19 protein-coding genes and 1 tRNA gene are annotated in these 17,567 nt (G+C 39.5%); 16 read left to right on the top strand and 4 right to left on the bottom strand.

Annotated elements, in window-relative coordinates:
* Nucleotides 1-2: 2 nt before the first annotated feature.
* Nucleotides 3-473, bottom strand: coding sequence for an N-acetylneuraminate anomerase (nanQ, locus tag O1Q79_RS07385; RefSeq protein ID WP_386691386.1), 471 nt, complete (start codon nt 471-473; stop codon nt 3-5).
* A gap of 190 nt (nt 474-663) precedes the next feature.
* Between nanQ and O1Q79_RS07380 the strand changes: the two genes are divergently transcribed.
* Nucleotides 664-740 (top strand) — tRNA-Ile (locus tag O1Q79_RS07380).
* A gap of 17 nt (nt 741-757) precedes the next feature.
* On the opposite strand, the gene O1Q79_RS07375 is transcribed toward O1Q79_RS07380, so the two are convergent.
* Nucleotides 758-2,164: a sugar porter family MFS transporter gene (locus O1Q79_RS07375; RefSeq protein WP_386691384.1), complete on the bottom strand. Its 1,407-nt coding sequence runs from the start codon at nt 2,162-2,164 to the stop codon at nt 758-760.
* A 3-nt stretch (nt 2,165-2,167) separates the two neighbouring features.
* Nucleotides 2,168-3,286, bottom strand: a complete 1,119-nt coding sequence (locus O1Q79_RS07370) for an alpha/beta fold hydrolase (protein WP_386691382.1) — start codon at nt 3,284-3,286, stop codon at nt 2,168-2,170.
* Nucleotides 3,287-3,394: 108 nt separating this feature from the next.
* Between O1Q79_RS07370 and O1Q79_RS07365 the strand changes: the two genes are divergently transcribed.
* The 15 genes from O1Q79_RS07365 to dmpG all read left to right on the top strand — a co-directional run bounded on the left by O1Q79_RS07365 (nt 3,395) and on the right by dmpG (nt 16,225).
* On the top strand, nt 3,395-4,312 hold the full coding sequence (locus O1Q79_RS07365; RefSeq protein WP_386691380.1) for a helix-turn-helix domain-containing protein: 918 nt from the start codon (nt 3,395-3,397) through the stop codon (nt 4,310-4,312).
* A 176-nt stretch (nt 4,313-4,488) separates the two neighbouring features.
* Nucleotides 4,489-4,797 carry a ribosome silencing factor gene (gene rsfS / locus O1Q79_RS07360; protein ID WP_386691378.1) on the top strand — a complete coding sequence of 103 codons (309 nt, stop codon included), beginning with the start codon at nt 4,489-4,491 and terminating at the stop codon, nt 4,795-4,797.
* A 29-nt stretch (nt 4,798-4,826) separates the two neighbouring features.
* The gene (rlmH, locus tag O1Q79_RS07355; RefSeq protein ID WP_386691376.1) at nt 4,827-5,294 is read left to right on the top strand and encodes a 23S rRNA (pseudouridine(1915)-N(3))-methyltransferase RlmH; all 468 of its coding nucleotides are present in this window, start codon (nt 4,827-4,829) and stop codon (nt 5,292-5,294) included.
* Between the two features lie 6 nt (nt 5,295-5,300).
* Nucleotides 5,301-7,298 (top strand): penicillin-binding protein 2, encoded by a 1,998-nt coding sequence (mrdA, locus tag O1Q79_RS07350; RefSeq protein ID WP_386693368.1) that lies wholly within the window; start codon nt 5,301-5,303, stop codon nt 7,296-7,298.
* On the top strand, nt 7,295-8,416 hold the full coding sequence (rodA, locus tag O1Q79_RS07345) for a rod shape-determining protein RodA (protein WP_386691374.1): 1,122 nt from the start codon (nt 7,295-7,297) through the stop codon (nt 8,414-8,416). Before mrdA ends, rodA begins: the two co-directional genes overlap by 4 nt.
* Nucleotides 8,417-8,470: 54 nt before the next feature.
* Nucleotides 8,471-8,959: a septal ring lytic transglycosylase RlpA family protein gene (locus tag O1Q79_RS07340; RefSeq protein WP_386691372.1), complete on the top strand. Its 489-nt coding sequence runs from the start codon at nt 8,471-8,473 to the stop codon at nt 8,957-8,959.
* A gap of 28 nt (nt 8,960-8,987) precedes the next feature.
* A complete protein-coding gene (locus O1Q79_RS07335) occupies nt 8,988-10,169 on the top strand; it encodes a serine hydrolase (protein WP_386691370.1) in 1,182 nt (393 codons plus the stop codon).
* 84 nt (nt 10,170-10,253) lie between these two features.
* Complete coding sequence (gene ybeD, locus O1Q79_RS07330) at nt 10,254-10,559, top strand: DUF493 family protein YbeD (RefSeq protein WP_132302625.1); 306 nt, start codon at nt 10,254-10,256, stop codon at nt 10,557-10,559.
* 18 nt (nt 10,560-10,577) lie between these two features.
* Nucleotides 10,578-11,249: a lipoyl(octanoyl) transferase LipB gene (gene lipB, locus O1Q79_RS07325; protein WP_386691367.1), complete on the top strand. Its 672-nt coding sequence runs from the start codon at nt 10,578-10,580 to the stop codon at nt 11,247-11,249.
* Nucleotides 11,250-11,282: 33 nt separating this feature from the next.
* Nucleotides 11,283-12,245, top strand: coding sequence for a lipoyl synthase (gene lipA / locus O1Q79_RS07320; RefSeq protein ID WP_386691365.1), 963 nt, complete (start codon nt 11,283-11,285; stop codon nt 12,243-12,245).
* Between the two features lie 207 nt (nt 12,246-12,452).
* Nucleotides 12,453-12,662: a tautomerase family protein gene (locus O1Q79_RS07315; RefSeq protein ID WP_132302632.1), complete on the top strand. Its 210-nt coding sequence runs from the start codon at nt 12,453-12,455 to the stop codon at nt 12,660-12,662.
* Complete coding sequence (gene mhpD / locus O1Q79_RS07310; RefSeq protein WP_386691363.1) at nt 12,659-13,474, top strand: 2-keto-4-pentenoate hydratase; 816 nt, start codon at nt 12,659-12,661, stop codon at nt 13,472-13,474. Before O1Q79_RS07315 ends, mhpD begins: the two co-directional genes overlap by 4 nt.
* A 3-nt stretch (nt 13,475-13,477) precedes the next feature.
* Complete coding sequence (locus tag O1Q79_RS07305) at nt 13,478-14,254, top strand: 2-keto-4-pentenoate hydratase (protein ID WP_386691361.1); 777 nt, start codon at nt 13,478-13,480, stop codon at nt 14,252-14,254.
* 12 nt (nt 14,255-14,266) lie between these two features.
* A complete protein-coding gene (locus tag O1Q79_RS07300) occupies nt 14,267-15,208 on the top strand; it encodes an acetaldehyde dehydrogenase (acetylating) (RefSeq protein ID WP_386691359.1) in 942 nt (313 codons plus the stop codon).
* Between the two features lie 3 nt (nt 15,209-15,211).
* Complete coding sequence (gene dmpG / locus O1Q79_RS07295) at nt 15,212-16,225, top strand: 4-hydroxy-2-oxovalerate aldolase (protein ID WP_386691357.1); 1,014 nt, start codon at nt 15,212-15,214, stop codon at nt 16,223-16,225.
* Between the two features lie 159 nt (nt 16,226-16,384).
* On the opposite strand, the gene O1Q79_RS07290 is transcribed toward dmpG, so the two are convergent.
* Nucleotides 16,385-17,434: a VOC family protein gene (locus O1Q79_RS07290; protein ID WP_386691355.1), complete on the bottom strand. Its 1,050-nt coding sequence runs from the start codon at nt 17,432-17,434 to the stop codon at nt 16,385-16,387.
* Between the last annotated feature and the right edge of the window lie 133 nt (nt 17,435-17,567).

The raw sequence follows: 17,567 nt of genomic DNA, 5'->3' as shown, positions 1-17,567 counted from the left end.
AACTAAAGTAATTTAACCGGCACTTTGACTACGAGTTTTTTCAATTTAGCCACTTTACCATCAACATTTACGCAAGGTTTATGCGGTTCGTAAGGTAAGAATACAACAAACATATTGGGACGCATCAGAAGGGTATTTTTGTCAGCAAATTCACTCTCGGTCAGCTGATAATCGTCATCTGCATGGTATTCTTCATACAATGATAAATCCGGCGTAGCAATACCATATTCAATATTTTCTGCACCTTCAATTAACAGTTGCACATCAATATAATCGTGGTGTAATTCCGCCTTTTTGCTTTCTGATGCACCTGTTTCTGGTGACATCACGTTCATATAAATGTCGTCCGTTAAATCGTGACGACCATTTTCTAGTCCTGCTAAATTCAACGTTTTTAAATGTTCGCATACATCGATGATGACTTTTGGTAAGCCACGAGCATAATCTAGGTTAGTTAAATTACCGATAAACATTATAGTTCTCCTTAAAAAATAAAATGACTATTTTTCACCGCACTTTTTGTGCATAAAAGAAATCATACTACAATCATCTATAAAATTGCTAAAAATTCTGCAAATAGTACAGAATATTTTTGAAAAACTAGACTTAGTTCACAGTTTTGCATATAATCACCGCACTTTACAATATTCAACTCATCACTATGCCCCCTTAGCTCAGTCGGTTAGAGCAGGCGACTCATAATCGCTTGGTCACTGGTTCAAGTCCGGTAGGGGGCACCAATTCTAGAATCTAAAAATTACTGACTAATTCCATATGACATATCTTCTAATTCTTTATTATTGGTTTCAGGGATAAGATATTTGACCATAAAAAATGATCCAATGCAGCAAATACCATAAAAGAAATAAGTTGGTGCTAAACCAAAGTATTGAAGCATTGGAGGAAATGTCCAAGTCACAATAACATTTCCTATCCAGTTTGCACAAGTCGCCACACCAAGCCCAGTTGTTCTAATCGCATTCGGGAAAATCTCCCCTAACACAACCCATAATGCAGGTCCCCAAGTGCAACAGAAAAAGATATAAAACAAATGTGCACTAACCAATGCAGCCCAAGATAGTACAGGAGATAAAACAAGCCCACTTTCACCTTGTGTCGCATTGGTAAAAATAATCCCCGTAATCCATAAAGAAATACCCATACCAATAGAGCCAATTAAGAGTAATTTACGGCGACCTAATTTATCAATAAACAACATCCCTACAATCGTCATTAATACACCGATGATGGTTGTGCCAATAGGGACCGCAAAAGAAAGCGATTGTGAAAATCCAACAGCACTCCAAAGTGATGAAGCATAATAGAGAATAATATTAATCCCCGTAAATTGAGCAACAAAAGCAAAACAAATTCCCACCCAGACTACGGGAACAAAGCCTGTTTTCTTGGATAGCACATGACGAATTGAAACGATGTCATCTACATTACCTAAACTTTGTTTAATTTGTTGTAATTTATCATCAGGATTTAATTCTCCCGTATAATCAACTAAAACCTGTTTGGCTTGTGTCAATTTATTTTTACTCACTAAATAACGTGGTGATTCAGGTAGTTTTAATGCCATTACACCATAAAGCACAGCAGGAAAGACTTCAACGAGTAACATCCAACGCCAAGCGAGCAAGCCACCCCACAAGGTAGCATTTGGAGAATGTTCTGCATTGGCTAAAAGATAATTAGAAATAAAAGAAGTAAGTAAACCAATCGCTATGGCTAGTTGCTGTAAACTGCCTAATCTTCCTCGTAAATGTGCTGGGGAAACTTCAGCAATATAAGCAGGTGCAATAACGGCAGCGATACCAACACCTAATCCACCAATAAATCGCCATAAGGAGAAATCCCATAAACCTACCGCTAAGGCAGAGCCGACAGCTGAAATAGAAAAAAGTACGGACGCCACTAGCATGACTTTAACTCGTCCAAATCTTATCGCACCTAAGCCTGCATACCAAGCACCAACAGCAGAACCAAATAAAACGGATGCGACTGCAAATCCTAATTCTGTTGAAGAGAGAGCAAAACCAAATTCTGCACTACGAATTGATTCCACTGTGCCACTAATTACTGCGGTATCAAAGCCGAATAAAAATCCGCCTAATGCAGCTATCATAGAAATGTAGATCACTGGGTTGATATTTTTCATAAGTTACTCCTTGTGTTGAGAGGCAAGCCATTGAAAGACTGATAATTTTTTATTGCTAATGTGATCTTCATAAAGATCTAGAAAAACACAATGGGGATCTATCTCTCTATCTTGAATAATCACTTTCGCATAATCAGTTTTTTCAATATTGTCATTGTGTGATTGTAGATAATTTACAATCGCATTGGTATGTTGAATAGGAACGGTATCATCTAGCTGACTATGAATAAACCATAAAGGAATATGTTTTAATGTATCTAACTGATGGGAGAGCGGCACTTTTGCTGGGCAACAGATAACGCCAGCACAAAACAAATCTGGCATACAAGATATTAAACGTAAAGCCTGATATCCTCCCATTGATGCACCAATAACATAAACTCTACTTGTATCTATATTATATTTCTGAATAATCTCTTTAACTAGATTTACCAAGGTGTCGGTATAATCCCGTACACCATAATATCTATTTTGTTTAAACTTAAATTCATCTAACCAATATGATGGGCATTGGGGAGCTAATATATAGGGATAATCAAATTGTTTTTGATGTATTGGTTGTAAGAAAGAAGTTACCATTTTATCTGCAATAATATGGCATCCATTCATTCCCCCTTCTCCACCACCATGTAAACAAATGATGAGCGGATGCTTAACATTATTAGGTTCTGGTTGATATAAGTTATAGTGAAGATCATCAAAGGTAGAGGTGATGAATTTTTCGACTTCCAACACTCTAATAGGCTGCATCTTAATCTGTTGATTTGAAATAGTAGAATGTACTTTATCTACAACGAGATCAAATGAAATATTAAATTGAATATGACATATTTGTTGCTTAAATTCTTGTTCTAGGAATTTGAGTAACTTGGTTTTCTGGCAGAAAATATCTTTCTTCACATATACCAGTAAATATTGTTTAATTTTATCAAAATGATAGGTGGTTATTTCTAACCCTTCCCATTTATTATCCGTATTTTCACTTAAAATAGCGACTTTTAATTGTTTAATCTCAATATTTTGACAGGGTTGGGATAATTTAAATTGAAATTGCGTGATCTGCCCACCTAAAATACCCACCTCAGCAATAGGCTGACAGTCACAAGATAAATGTGTGTTCATTATTACCCTCTATTAGTGAAATTGTTTTTATGATATTATCAGATGATATTAATCCATTTCTAACAAGATTTTCGCTATTTTTTAGCAAAATCGTATTTTGGCGGTAAGGTGAAAATAGAATTAAAACTGATGAAAGATGCGGCAGAAATCGTTCAGTCCTATCTTCCTTATACCAATATTGGCATACAAAAAAATAGACTTTCCTATTTTGATGGAATGAAAGCATTATGTCATTGGCACGATGATGTTGAACTCGTCAAAATTATTGATGGTGAGATGAATTATTATGTTAATGGTAAGACTTACCATTTAAAGAAGAATGACGGCATTATTGTTAATTCTAAAGCGATGCACTATGGTTTTTCCCATCATAATAGGGATTGTCATTTTATTTGTGTCCTGATTAATCCTTACATTTTAGGCGAAAATTCACCAATATATCATCATTTCATTTTTCCAATTATCTCATCTTATCATTTAGATGTCTGTTGCCTATACGAACATAATATTCAACATCAAAATATCTTAAAAAATATAGAACAATTTGGTGCTATCTATTCTGAACAAATACATCATCATCAATCTATTGATTTAGATTGTATCGCTATTGCATGCCATTTTTGGAAAAATTGGTATAACCTAATTAAAGAAAAAATAGATAATAATCCACATGAAGATGTCAGGGAACTCTTGTTACAAAAGAAAATGACCCAGTTTATTTATCAAAACTATATGCACCCATTGAAACTAGATAATATTGCATCTTCTGCCAATATTTGTCGTAGTAAATGTTGTCAATTATTCAAAAAATATGCTCAACAAAGCCCTATTTCTTTCTTAAATGAATATAGAGTTGAGAAAGCGAAAGAAATGTTACTGAATACATCAAGTAGAATTACGGATATTGCATATAGCTGCGGTTTTAATAATTTAAGTTATTTTTCAAAACAATTTTACAAAGTAACGCAATATACACCCAAAAAATATCAACAAGAAAGGTTGATAGATATAAAAGGATTGGAATGATGAAATTAAAAGAGCTAGACGTACAATATTAATATCAAAGGGAACGATAGTCATTCGATCCACTTATACTCGGTAACATACTTGCTATAAGCTGTTATTGGGGCACCAAACATTTCCTATCCTTTCAATCCTGTGTTAAAATTGCTCTCTTTTAAATAGCATATAGAAAATACAATATGAACTTAACCGATTTTTTAATTCATAAATTAGATGACCTGAAAGCCACGGATATTCAAGCCATTGATGTGAGAAAGAAATCATCGATTACCGATGATATGATTATTTGCACGGGAACCTCAAGCCGCCATGTGGCATCTTTAGCACAAAAACTTATTGATGAAACTAAACAAGCAGGTTTTGAGAGTTTTGGTGAAGAGGGTAAAGCGACTGCAGACTGGGTAGTCGTCGATTTCGGACAAGCTATTGTGCATATTATGCAGGCAGATAGTCGGGAGCTTTATCAACTTGAAAAACTTTGGGCTTAAAAAAGTTAGTAAAAATTGACCGCACTTTTATGAAAATACAACTGATTGCTGTTGGAACAAAAATGCCAGATTGGGTAAAAACAGGCTTTGAAGAATATCAACGTCGTTTTCCTAAGGATATGCCGTTTGAATTGGTCGAAGTGCCTGCCGGAAAACGTGGTAAGAATGCGGATATTAAGCGTATTTTAGAGCAAGAAGGTAAGGCAATGTTAGCTGCTTGTGGTAAAGGAAAAATTGTCACCTTGGATATTCCGGGGAAATCTTGGACCACATCGCAATTAGCCGAGCAATTGGAGAGTTGGAAAAATGACGGACGAGATATTTGCCTATTGATCGGTGGTCCAGAGGGGTTGTCGCCTGAATGTAAAGCACTTGCCGAACAAAGTTGGTCATTGTCGCCATTGACATTACCCCATCCTTTAGTACGAGTCATCGTGGCTGAAAGCCTGTATCGAGCTTGGTCATTAACTACCAATCACCCCTATCATCGTGAATAAATGGCTATGCATTGGTTAACTCAATTATTCTCGGCGTTATTTGCTAAACCCCGTCACGAACCGATTCGAGATAATCGGGCAGAACGCAATTTATTTATCCGTCGGGCGTTGATTGCTTTTATCGGTACACTGGTATTAGCCACCGTGTTGTTGACAAATTTATATCATTTGCAAGTGGTGGATTTTGATAAATATCAAACACGTTCGAATGGCAATAGAATTAAACTATTACCCGTTGCCCCTACGCGTGGTTTGATTTATGACCGTAATGGTACCTTATTGGCAGAAAATCTGACGTTTTTTGGCTTGTATATTGTGCCAGAAAAAGTGGAAGATTTAGACCGCACTTTTGAAGAATTGCGAATGGTAGTGGGATTAACGGATGAAGATATTGAACAATTTAAGAAAGAACGTCGTCGTTCAACCCGTTATACGCCGATTCTTTTAAAACCGAATTTAAATGAAGAACAAATAGCTCGCTTTGCGGTGAATCAGTATAACTATCCAAGTGCGGATATTCGACCTTATTTTAAGCGGAATTATTTATATGGCGAGACTATGACCCATATTTTAGGCTATGTGTCGAAAATTAATGATAAAGATGCGGAACGGCTGAAAAAAGAAGAAAAAGATGCAAATTATGCCGGCACCACGGATATTGGTAAACTGGGGATTGAACGTTATTATGAAGATGAATTACACGGTAAACCGGGTTATGAACAGGTAGAAATTAATAGCCGTGGTAAAGTGATTCGTAAACTGAGCGAGCAACAACCGATTGCGGGCAAAAGTATTCATCTCACGATTGATTTGCCGTTACAACAATTTATTATGGATTTGTTAGGTAAGCAAAAAGGCTCGGTGGTGGTGTTAGATCCGAAAGATAGCAGTATTTTGGCGATGGTATCTAGTCCGAGTTATAACAATAATTTATTTGTAGGCGGTATTTCTGGCGCAGATTATAAACGTTTGTTAGATGATGAAGATCGTCCGTTATATAGTCGCGCAACACAGGGAGCTTACCCGCCGGCTTCTACGGTAAAACCCTTTATTGCTGTAGCAGCGTTAACTGAAAATGTGATTACCTCTGGTACCACAGTTTTCGATCCAGGTTATTGGATGTTGCCAAATAGCACCAAAAAATTCCGTGACTGGAAAAAATCGGGGCATGGTAATACGGATTTGCAAAAAGCGATTACTGAATCTTCTGATACTTATTTTTATCAAGTGGCTTATAAATTAGGTATTGATCGTTTATCCGAATGGATGAAAAAATTTGGTTTTGGTATGCCGACGGGAATAGATATTAAAGAAGAAACTGCGGCGATTATGCCTGATCGTGAATGGAAACAACGGCGTTATAAAAAACCTTGGGTAATAGGTGATACCATTCCAGTGGGGATCGGTCAAGGCTATTGGACGGCAACACCATTACAATTAGCTAAGGCGCTGGCTGTATTAGTCAATAATGGTCAAGTAAATACGCCACACTTAATGAAAGAAATTAATGGCTCATCGCTAGAACGTTATAAAGATCCGCTGTTATATGAAGATATTACGGAGCCGACAGAAGGCGCATGGACAGCGGCTAAACGTGGTATGTTTGGCGTGATTCATGGCGCATCGGGAACTGGTCGTAAAGCATTTGCCGGAGCGGCTTATGATGCAGCGGGTAAATCGGGGACAGCTCAGGTGTTTAGTTTAAAAGAAGGGCAAAAATATGATGCACGTAATTTAAAGAAATTCTTGCATGACCATGCTTGGTTTATGGCTTATGCCCCTTATGATGATCCAAAAGTTGTGGTGGCAATGATTTTAGAAAATGCCGGTGGAGGTTCCAGTAATGCAGCACCGATCGTGCGTCAAGTGATGGATTATTATTTATTACAACGTTTACCAAGAATTAATCAACCACAACAATCCGTTGCACCTGACAATGCCGAACCGAGTATTAATGCTGAAAGTGCGGTGCAAAATGCAACAGAAATAGAGATGACAGAATGAATGAGAAACCGTCATTAATTCCTAGCTTATGGGGAAAACTGCACCTTGATTTTTGGTTATTAATCGGCTTGCTCGTGATTTCAGGTTATGGATTATTAGTACTTTACAGTGCGTCTGGTGGCAGTGAAGTGATGTTTCGTAGCCGCGTCATTCAAGTGATTTTAGGTTTTGCGGTGATGTTTATTATGGCACAGCTTCCCCCGCGATTTTATCAACAAATTGCGCCTATTTTATATATTGTGGGGGTGATTATGTTAGTATTAGTGGATTTAATTGGAACCACCAGTAAAGGAGCGCAACGCTGGTTAGATTTAGGGGTCGTTCGATTCCAACCATCTGAAATCGTTAAATTGGCGGTTCCGCTGATGGTGGCGGTTTACTTGGGAAATCGCCAACAGCCGATTAATTGGAAAGAGACCTTAGTCGCTTTTATGATGATTATTTTTCCCACTTTATTGGTTGCCATTCAACCGGATTTAGGCACCGCTATTTTAGTCAGCGCATCTGGTATTTTTGTGTTATTCTTAGCCGGTATGAGCTGGTGGATTATTTTAACTGCGGTGTTAGGGCTGGCGGCATTTATTCCGATTATGTGGATTTATTTGATGCATGATTATCAACGCACGAGGGTGTTAACCTTGTTTGATCCTGAAAAAGATCCTTTAGGTGCGGGTTATCATATTTTGCAATCAAAAATTGCCATTGGTTCGGGCGGAATATGGGGCAAAGGCTGGATGGAAGGTACCCAATCTCAGTTAGAATTTTTACCTGAACCGCATACGGATTTTATTTTTGCGGTATTGAGTGAAGAATATGGTTTAATTGGTGTGTTAATTTTATTGACCATTTATTTTTTCATTATTAGCCGTGGATTGGTTATAGGGGCTCAAGCAAGAAATGCTTTTGGGCGTATTTTAACTGGGGCAACCTTTTTAATTTTTTTCGTGTATATTTTCGTCAATATTGGCATGGTGAGTGGTATTTTACCCGTTGTGGGTGTACCTTTACCACTGGTGAGTTATGGCGGTACATCCTTTGTTGCATTAATGGCTGGATTTGGTATCGTGATGTCAATTCATACTCATAAAACAAAAACTCTTTATGGAGAAGGGAACTAAATCCCCTTTAAACGACTCTATATAAAATGGTATTTAAATAAAATTGAGAAATTTATGCATAAATTTAAACTATTATTAGCAATCTGTTTAGCATTTTTTTTAACGGCTTGTACATCTTCTGCTCAAGCGACAAAAAGTACGCCTAGGGTAAATTTAGTTAAGACAGAAAAGATCAGTGATAAAAATATTTATATGGTGAATGGTAAAAAATACACCAACATATCTACTGGTTCGGCACATTATGAAAAAACAGGTAAAGCCAGTTATTATCACCAAAAATTTCACGGTAACCGTACTGCCAGTGGTGAAATTTACAATAGCACAAAATTGACCGCTGCACATAGGACATTACCGATAGGCACTCATGTATTAGTGACGAATTTAAAAAATAATCGTCAAGTAGTGGTGAGAATTAATGATCGTGGACCTTTCACCAAATCTAGAGTGATTGATTTATCTCGTTCTGCTGCATCACAACTCGGTATGATTTCGTCGGGAGTGGTCAATGTGAAAGTGGAAAAATTACACCTAGTTAGAAATTAAGTATTATACGTATTACAGGATTATTAGCATGTTAAAAAATTTACCCCAAAAAACAAAAATAGTGTTGGCTGCCAGTTTGTTATCCTTATCATTTACCAGTGTAGCTGATGTGGATTTTGGTATTAGTCCACCACAAATCAATGCTCAAACCTATATTTTAATGGATTATCATTCAGGTGCTGTATTGGCAACCTTAAATCCTGATCAACGTCAATACCCTGCGTCATTAACCAAAATGATGACCAGTTATGTGGTCGGAGATGCAATTAAACAAGGTAAAATTAGTCCAGCAGATACTGTCACGATTGGTGAAAGTTCATGGGGAAAAAATTTCCCTGGTTCATCAAAAATGTTTTTAAATTTAAATCAACAAGTTTCTGTGTCCGACTTAAATCGTGGGATTATAGTGGTATCAGGCAATGATGCTTGTGTCGCTGTAGCAGAACACGTGGCTGGTTCAACAGATAAATTTATTGAAATAATGAATAAATATGCGGAACAGTTTGGTTTGAAAAATACCCATTTTACTACGCCACATGGTTTAGATGACCCAAATCAATATTCATCTGCCCGAGATATGGCGATTATCGGTTCACATATTATTCGTGATTTACCCGAAGAATATAAAATTTACGCAGAAAAAGATTTCACATTTAATAATATTAAGCAACCGAACCGAAATGGTTTATTGTGGGATAAAACGATTAATGTGGATGGTATGAAAACTGGACATACGGATCAAGCGGGTTATAATTTAGTGGCATCTGCCACAAACAATGGTGAAATGCGTTTGATTTCTGTGGTCATGGGCGTAGCGACGTATAAAGGTCGTGAGGTGGAAAGTAAGAAATTATTACAATGGGGCTTTAATAATTTTGAATCTATAAAAACCCTCCAAGCTGGCAAGGCTATCGAAGAAAAATCCGTTTACTATGGTGATGAAAATAAAGTCGCTGTGGGGGTATTACAAGATGGGTTTATCACCATTCCGAAAGGTCGCCAAACGGATCTAAAAGTGAGTGTTGAATATGACGGCAAAGGACTTGAAGCACCGTTAGTAAAAGGACAGAACGTCGGTAAAGTAATTTATCAGTTAGATGGTAAAGATATTGCGACGGTTAATCTTCAAGTGATGAAAGATGTGGGTGAAGCTGGTATCTTTGGGCGTGCTTGGGATTGGCTAATTTTGACGATTAAAAGTTTGTTTTAAAGAATAAAATAAGAAAAATTTATGAAGAATCTACCGCACTTTGATGTAAGTGCGGTGCTTTTTTTTTAAAATTTAAGGAAAAATATGACTGATATTAACGTAAAAGAAATTAATTTAGCCGATATTCCCCAGCAACAATTAAAAGATTTGTTAAACTTCCCTTGCTCTTTTACTTTTAAAGTAGTGGGGAAAAATCGTCCAGACTTAATGGATGATGTCGTCGTCGTAACACAAAAATACGCCAAAGGGGATTACAACCCACGCCAACACATTAGCTCGAAAGGTACTTATAATTCCGTATCTATTGATATTATTGCGGAAAATATTGCGCAAGTGGAAACCCTTTATGTGGAACTAGCAAAAATTGATGGTGTGAGAATGGTGCTATAGATTTAGTGGAGAAAAAGGATGAATATTCCATTAATTATCCGTCAACTTGGCAGACAGGATTATCAAGATATTTGGCATCAAATGCAGGCATTTACTGATCAACGTGATGAAAATACTGCGGATGAAATTTGGCTTGTACAGCATAATCCGGTTTTTACCCAAGGGCAAGCCGGTAAACCTGAGCATTTATTGCAAACGAGCAATATTCCCGTGGTACAGTCGGATCGTGGTGGACAGATTACTTATCACGGACCGGGGCAACAAGTGATGTATGTATTGATTGATATTAAACGTCACAAAGCAGCGGGACGAGATTTTAGCGTTCGTCATTTAGTTACTGCTTTAGAACAATCTGTCGTAAAAACTTTAGCATATTACAGCGTACAAGCCTACCCTAAAGCAGATGCCCCCGGTGTATATGTGGATTGTCAGGGTATTGAGAAAAAAATCTGTTCTCTTGGTTTGCGGATTCGTAAAGGTTGTTCCTTTCATGGTTTAGCGTTAAACATTAAGATGGATTTGCAGCCGTTCCATTATATTAACCCTTGTGGTTATGCTGGGCTGGAAATGTGTCAATTAGCAGATTTTATTGATCCTATAGATGCTACCTGTGAAAAAGTTGCGCCAAAATTAGTTGCACACTTTAGCGAAATTTTAGGCTATAATATGCAACAAATTTTTAACAATTAAACTATTTGTTTAAAATAGATGATAGGATAGTAAATGGGTACTCCGTTTAAAATGGAACGTGGCGTTAAATACCGTGATGCGGCTAAAACGTCAATTATTCAAGTCAAAAATATCGATCCCGAGCAGGAATTATTAAAAAAACCGTCATGGATGAAAATCAAATTGCCAGCCAGTTCGGCAAAAATTGATAGCATTAAAAATGGTATGCGTCGTCACGGTTTGCACTCTGTGTGCGAAGAAGCTTCTTGCCCGAATTTACATGAATGTTTTAATCATGGTACGGCGACCTTTATGATTATGGGCGCAATCTGTACTCGTCGTTGTCCATTCTGTGATGTGGCACATGGTAAACCGTTGCCATTAGATCCTGATGAACCACGCAAAGTCGCGGAAACCGTACAGGACATGAGATTAAAATATGTGGTGATTACCTCAGTCGATCGTGATGATTTAACCGATCGAGGTGCGGCTCATTTTTCTGCCACGGTGCGTGAAATTCGGGCTTTGAATCCAAATACTAAAATTGAGATTCTTGTACCTGATTTTCGTGGGAGAATTGAACAAGCAATTGAAATTCTAAAGGAAAATCCACCGGATGTGTTTAACCATAATCTGGAAAATGTACCACGCTTATATCGTGAAATCCGTCCGGGCGCAGATTATGATTGGTCATTAAAATTACTCAAAGGCTTTAAACAACAATTCCCTAATATACCCACTAAATCTGGCTTAATGGTAGGCTTGGGTGAGACTAATGATGAAATTTTAGAAGTAATGCAAGATTTGCGTAATCACGGCGTGACAATGCTCACCCTGGGACAATATTTACAACCAAGCCGTCATCATTTACCAGTAGCACGTTACGTCCCCCCAACAGAATTTGATGAACTACGCGAAAAAGCCGAAGCCATGGGATTTGAACACGCGGCTTGTGGACCTTTCGTACGTTCTTCTTATCATGCGGATTTACAGGCGAGTGGTGGGGTTGTGAAATAATCATTTTACGCCTTACTATTGAAGTTGAAAAAGTGCGGTGAAAAAACAAATTTTTTTCACCGCACTTTTTTGGTCAGAAATTTTGATATTGTTTAATACCGCTTTAGTATCACTCAAAGGAAATTTGGTATTGGACAGTTATCTCTGTTTTTTTGATAATGTTCTCATCAATATTCTATTTTTCTTTTATTTCGTGGAGGTCATGATATGCCATTAATACAGATTACCCTTGTAGAGGGGCGTGATGATAAGGTTGTAACTGAATGTGCAAAAGAAATCGCACAGGTTGCACATACTAAATTGGGTGCACCGCTGGAAAGTATTCGTGTGGTGGTCAATCAAGTTCCTGCAACACACTGGATTGTGGGAAACCAAAGTAAAGCCGAGCGTGATGCGGCGAAAGGAGAATCAAAATGAGCTTAAATTTAGATGCGAAGACCATTGAACAGGCGGCAGCCTCTTTGCGTGGGGCGACAAATACAGGGCGTTTTATTACGCCATTACGTGAGCAATATCCAAACATGACGTTAGCAGATGCCTATGCAATTCAAGCCGCGAATACACAACATGCGATACAAGCTGGACGGCGTATTACTGGACGTAAGATAGGTTTAACGTCTGTTGCGGTGCAAAAACAATTAGGCGTAGATCAACCTGACTTTGGTACTTTATTTGATGATCTCGCATTTGGTGACAGTCAGCCCATTCCTTTCTCTCTTTTGCATCAACCTAAGGTGGAAGCAGAAATTGCTTTTGTACTTGGGCGTGATTTACCCCATGAACGTCCCGGTTTTGCCGATGTGTTAGGGGCGATAGATTATGCGGTGGCTGCCATTGAGGTAGTCGGTAGCCGTATTGAAAATTGGAATATCGGCTTGGTGGATACCGTGGCAGATAATGCATCCTTTGGTGCATATGTTTTGGGCGGTACGCCTTATTCAATGCGTGGCTTGGATCTGCGGTTGGCAGGTATGGCGATGTTCCGTGCAGGTGAACCTGTTTCTACTGGGGCAGGAGCAGCTTGTTTAGGTCATCCACTGAATGCCGTAGTTTGGCTGGCGCGCACCATGGCAGAGCTTGGCACGCCATTACGAGCTGGCGATGTGGTGCTTTCAGGGGCGTTAGGTCCAATGGCAGCAGTGAAACCGGGTGAACGCTTTGAAGCCCATATTGAGGGTTTAGGTTCAGTACGTGCGGTGTTTGAAAACGATAATGCAGAGGAGAAATAAGCCATGAGTCATTTAGAAAATTTTGCACAGATTGTGGATCAAGCTGCATTCAACTGCCAAGAAATTGCACAGATTGACAGCGAAGGAAAACTAACTTTAGAAGAGGCTTATTATATTCAAAAACTCTCCATTGGGCGACGTTTAGCCCGTGGTGAACGTCAAGTAGGCTTCAAAATGGGCTTTACCAGCCGTGCCAAAATGATCCAAATGGGCTTATCCGATGTCATTTGGGGACGTTTAACCGATACTATGCAAATTGAAGAAGGCTCTGAAGTAGAAGTAAATCGCTTTATTCATCCTCGGGTTGAACCTGAATTGGCATTTTTGCTGAAAAAAGATTTGCCGGCACAAGTGACGAATGCACAAGCCTTGAGTGCGGTGGAAGCCATTGCACCAGCCTTGGAGGTGATTGATTCTCGCTATAAAGATTTTAAATTTAATTTGCCCGAAGTGATTGCCGATAATGCTTCTTCTAGTGGTTTTGTAGTCGGTAGCTGGCATTCACCGACCATTGATTTTAGCAATCTTGGTCTTGTGATGAGCATTGACGGTCGCCCATTGCATGTGGGATCAACGGCTGCTTTGCTTGGGCATCCGATCCGTTCTTTAGTGGCGGCGGCTCGTTTAGCAGCGGGGGCGGGTGAACCTTTAAAAGCAGGCGATATTATTTTAGCAGGTGGAGCAACGCCAGCGGAATGGATTAAATCTGGTCAATATATTGAAGTGGAAATGCAACATTTGGGAAGGGCAGGATTTTCGCTCTCTCAAAATCCAGCTTAAAGGAGTGCAAAAATGAGTGAAAAGAAAATTAAAATCGCCATTATTGGTAGTGGCAATATTGGTACAGATTTACTGATGAAAATCTTACGCCATGGTAAGCATCTTGAAGCTGCTGTATTGGTTGGGATTGATCCGAATTCAGACGGTTTGGCTCGTGCTGCCAAATTGGGTGTAGCGACTACGTACCAAGGCGTGCAAGGTTTAATTGAAATGAACGAATTTGCCGATATTGATATTGTGTTTGATGCCACCAGTGCCACTGCACATGTAAAAAATGATGCTGCCTTGCGAGCCGTTAAGCCGAATATTCGTTTAATTGACTTAACCCCAGCGGCTATTGGTCCTTATTGTGTGCCAGTAGTGAATCTTGAACAGCATGTCAATCAGCAAAATGTGAATATGGTTACCTGTGGCGGTCAAGCCACCATTCCTATGGTGGCAGCGGTGTCGCAAGTCACCAAAGTGCATTATGCGGAAATCGTGGCATCTATTTCCAGTAAAAGTGCAGGACCTGGCACCCGAGCCAATATTGATGAATTTACGGAAACCACCTCTAAAGCCATTGAAGTCATCGGTGGAGCAGAGAAAGGTAAAGCCATGATTGTACTCAATCCAGCTGAACCGCCAGTGATGATGCGTGATACGGTGTATACCTTAAGCGATCTAGCCGATGAACAAGCCATTCGAGAATCTGTTGAACGCATGGCAGCGGCGGTGCAAAGCTATGTACCAGGTTATCGCCTTAAACAACAAGTCCAATTTGAACACCTTGAAAAACCTGTTTTTATTGAGGGATTGGGACGTGTGGCTGGCTTAAAAACTTCTATTTTCATTGAAGTAGAGGGAGCAGCACATTATCTTCCCGCCTATGCCGGCAATTTGGATATTATGACCAGTGCTGCTCTTGCCACCGCAGAACGTATGGCACAGTCGTTACTTAATACGGAGAAATAAGCCATGAGTACAGAAAAACTTTATATTTCCGATGTGACCTTGCGTGACGGTAGCCATGCGGTACGTCATCAATACAGTATTGAACAAGTGCAGCAAATCGCCAAAGCGTTGGATGAAGCAAAAGTAGACAGCATTGAAATTGCACACGGCGATGGCTTGCAAGGTTCAAGTTTTAACTATGGTTTTGGAGCGCATACCGATTTGGAATGGATTGAAGCCGCAGCGGATGTGCTAACCCATTCTCGTATTACCACTTTATTGTTACCTGGTATTGGTACGGTTCACGATCTCAAAAATGCTTATCAAGCGGGGGCGAGAGTGGTGCGTGTGGCAACCCATTGTACCGAAGCCGATGTGTCCAAACAACATCTTGAATATGCCAGAGAATTAGGTATGGATCCCGTGGGCTTTTTGATGATGAGCCACATGACCACACCCGAAAAATTAGCTCAACAAGCCAAATTAATGGAAAGCTATGGGGCAAGTTGTGTGTATGTGGTGGATTCAGGCGGTGCAATGCACATGGATGATATTCGCCAACGTGTGCGTGCATTTCGTGATGTGCTTAACCCTGAAACCCAAATCGGCATCCATACTCATAATAACATGGGATTGGGCGTTGCCAATGCCGTTGTGGCCGTGGAAGAAGGTTGTCAGCGTGTGGATGCTAGTTTAACGGGGATGGGCGCAGGAGCAGGTAATGCACCATTAGAAATTTTTATTGCCGTAGCAGAACGTATGGGCTGGAATCATGGTTGTGATCTGTATCGTTTAATGGACGCTGCTGATGATTTAGTGCGTCCGTTACAAGATCGTCCAGTACGCGTGGATCGTGAAACCTTAGCATTAGGTTATGCTGGCGTGTACAGCAGTTTCTTACGTCATGCCGAACGAGCAGCTAAACAATATGGCTTAAAAACCATGGATATTCTGATTGAATTAGGCAAACGCCACATGGTCGGCGGTCAAGAAGATATGATTGTGGATGTAGCGTTGGATTTGTTGAACAAGCGTTAACATTAGATAGGGAATAAGGGCTGAATATTTTTAGGGTATTCAGTCCTTTTGTTGCAAAAAAGTGCGGTGAAAAAATACCGCACTTTTGGTATTTGTGATAAAGACAGCACATAAAAAAACACTCAAGGGATTACTTGAGTGTTAAATGGCATCAACGTTTTATTTCTTGCCAAGCAAATGTGCGGCTTCGGCGGCAATATAGCGATTAGGTGTACGGTAGTTAGTTGGACCATAATGTGGTGTGCCATAAGTATCAAATTCTTTCGGCAACGGCGCACCATACCAAATAATCGCATTATCCAACTGATCTTGGCTCCAAAGTACAGGCTCCCAAGCAGGATCTTCAATGATATAACCTGGTACACCAACTAATTCAATACGGTTGCCACCAGGTTCAAGCACATACACAAATTGAGCTTGGCTTATAGCGTGTGAGGCGGGACCTGCTTCCATTTCTAAACCGTAATCGGTTACTACTTCACAAATGTCCATTAAATGTTGCATGTTGCCATATAAGAAAGCTACATGATGTAATCGTCCACCGGGACCCGCAGCATCTTGTACCAGTGCTATGTCATGAGAACGGTGCATACATCTTAACCAAGCAGCGACTTCAGTATTGTCACTAAATACAATGTGTTCACTGAGTTTTAACCCCAAATGCTCACGTAAAAAGCGGTGATTCTCGCTTACATTATGAGAAAGAATGTTGATGTGATCGAGACGACGTACAGGAATACCACGTAAAGGACGGCGTTGAATACGATTGAGTACCACGCTTTTTTCCTCTTGCTCAGGACGATAATACTCCACGTCCCAATGAATCCGTAGCACGGCACCATCTGGCAAAGTAAACTCATAAGCACGGCCAATACCGCCTTCGGGCTCGACCCAACCGCGTCCCAAACCTGAAGACTCAATAGATTTTACTCGTCTTTCAAGAGCTTGTGGACTGGTGGTTCGCCAAGCGGTGTAACCCATACCCGGTTGGTCACGATAAGTCACTTTCAGCGAATGTTTATAGGGATCTTGCCAACCACGTAGGTAAACGGATTCACCATCGCGACCAGTCTCGATCATACCAAGTAAGTCTTTAAAGAACCAAACTGTTTCATCAACATTGGGCGAAAACAGCTCAAACGCAGAAATGCTGGCAATATCAAAGATCGGCTCAGGGGGTAAGGTGTTTTGAGAAAATGTAGTATTCATGTATCCTCCATTAGGTATTGGAATAAGATGATTAAAAGTACTGCACTACTCACTATAATTTTGATTATAAGATGAATCCAATACTTTTTTTTGTTTGTCTTGATACCTAAAATATAAGGAATTTTAACTGGGA

This window comes from Lonepinella sp. MS14434, from assembly GCF_042468235.1.
GTDB lineage: Bacteria > Pseudomonadota > Gammaproteobacteria > Enterobacterales > Pasteurellaceae > Lonepinella.
This window is presented reverse-complemented; position numbering and strand designations above follow the sequence as displayed.

Bases quoted from the DNA above. Each gene is read 5' to 3' on its own strand.
- nanQ (WP_386691386.1), bottom strand. From the start codon at position 473: ATGTTTATCGGTAATTTAACTAACCTAGATTATGCTCGTGGCTTACCA.
- O1Q79_RS07375 (WP_386691384.1), bottom strand. From the start codon at position 2,164: ATGAAAAATATCAACCCAGTGATCTACATTTCTATGATAGCTGCATTA.
- O1Q79_RS07370 (WP_386691382.1), bottom strand. From the start codon at position 3,286: ATGAACACACATTTATCTTGTGACTGTCAGCCTATTGCTGAGGTGGGT.
- rsfS (WP_386691378.1), top strand. From the start codon at position 4,489: ATGAACTTAACCGATTTTTTAATTCATAAATTAGATGACCTGAAAGCC.
- rlmH (WP_386691376.1), top strand. From the start codon at position 4,827: ATGAAAATACAACTGATTGCTGTTGGAACAAAAATGCCAGATTGGGTA.
- mrdA (WP_386693368.1), top strand. From the start codon at position 5,301: ATGCATTGGTTAACTCAATTATTCTCGGCGTTATTTGCTAAACCCCGT.
- rodA (WP_386691374.1), top strand. From the start codon at position 7,295: ATGAATGAGAAACCGTCATTAATTCCTAGCTTATGGGGAAAACTGCAC.
- O1Q79_RS07340 (WP_386691372.1), top strand. From the start codon at position 8,471: ATGCATAAATTTAAACTATTATTAGCAATCTGTTTAGCATTTTTTTTA.
- O1Q79_RS07335 (WP_386691370.1), top strand. From the start codon at position 8,988: ATGTTAAAAAATTTACCCCAAAAAACAAAAATAGTGTTGGCTGCCAGT.
- ybeD (WP_132302625.1), top strand. From the start codon at position 10,254: ATGACTGATATTAACGTAAAAGAAATTAATTTAGCCGATATTCCCCAG.
- lipB (WP_386691367.1), top strand. From the start codon at position 10,578: ATGAATATTCCATTAATTATCCGTCAACTTGGCAGACAGGATTATCAA.
- lipA (WP_386691365.1), top strand. From the start codon at position 11,283: ATGGGTACTCCGTTTAAAATGGAACGTGGCGTTAAATACCGTGATGCG.
- O1Q79_RS07315 (WP_132302632.1), top strand. From the start codon at position 12,453: ATGCCATTAATACAGATTACCCTTGTAGAGGGGCGTGATGATAAGGTT.
- mhpD (WP_386691363.1), top strand. From the start codon at position 12,659: ATGAGCTTAAATTTAGATGCGAAGACCATTGAACAGGCGGCAGCCTCT.
- O1Q79_RS07305 (WP_386691361.1), top strand. From the start codon at position 13,478: ATGAGTCATTTAGAAAATTTTGCACAGATTGTGGATCAAGCTGCATTC.
- O1Q79_RS07300 (WP_386691359.1), top strand. From the start codon at position 14,267: ATGAGTGAAAAGAAAATTAAAATCGCCATTATTGGTAGTGGCAATATT.
- dmpG (WP_386691357.1), top strand. From the start codon at position 15,212: ATGAGTACAGAAAAACTTTATATTTCCGATGTGACCTTGCGTGACGGT.
- O1Q79_RS07290 (WP_386691355.1), bottom strand. From the start codon at position 17,434: ATGAATACTACATTTTCTCAAAACACCTTACCCCCTGAGCCGATCTTT.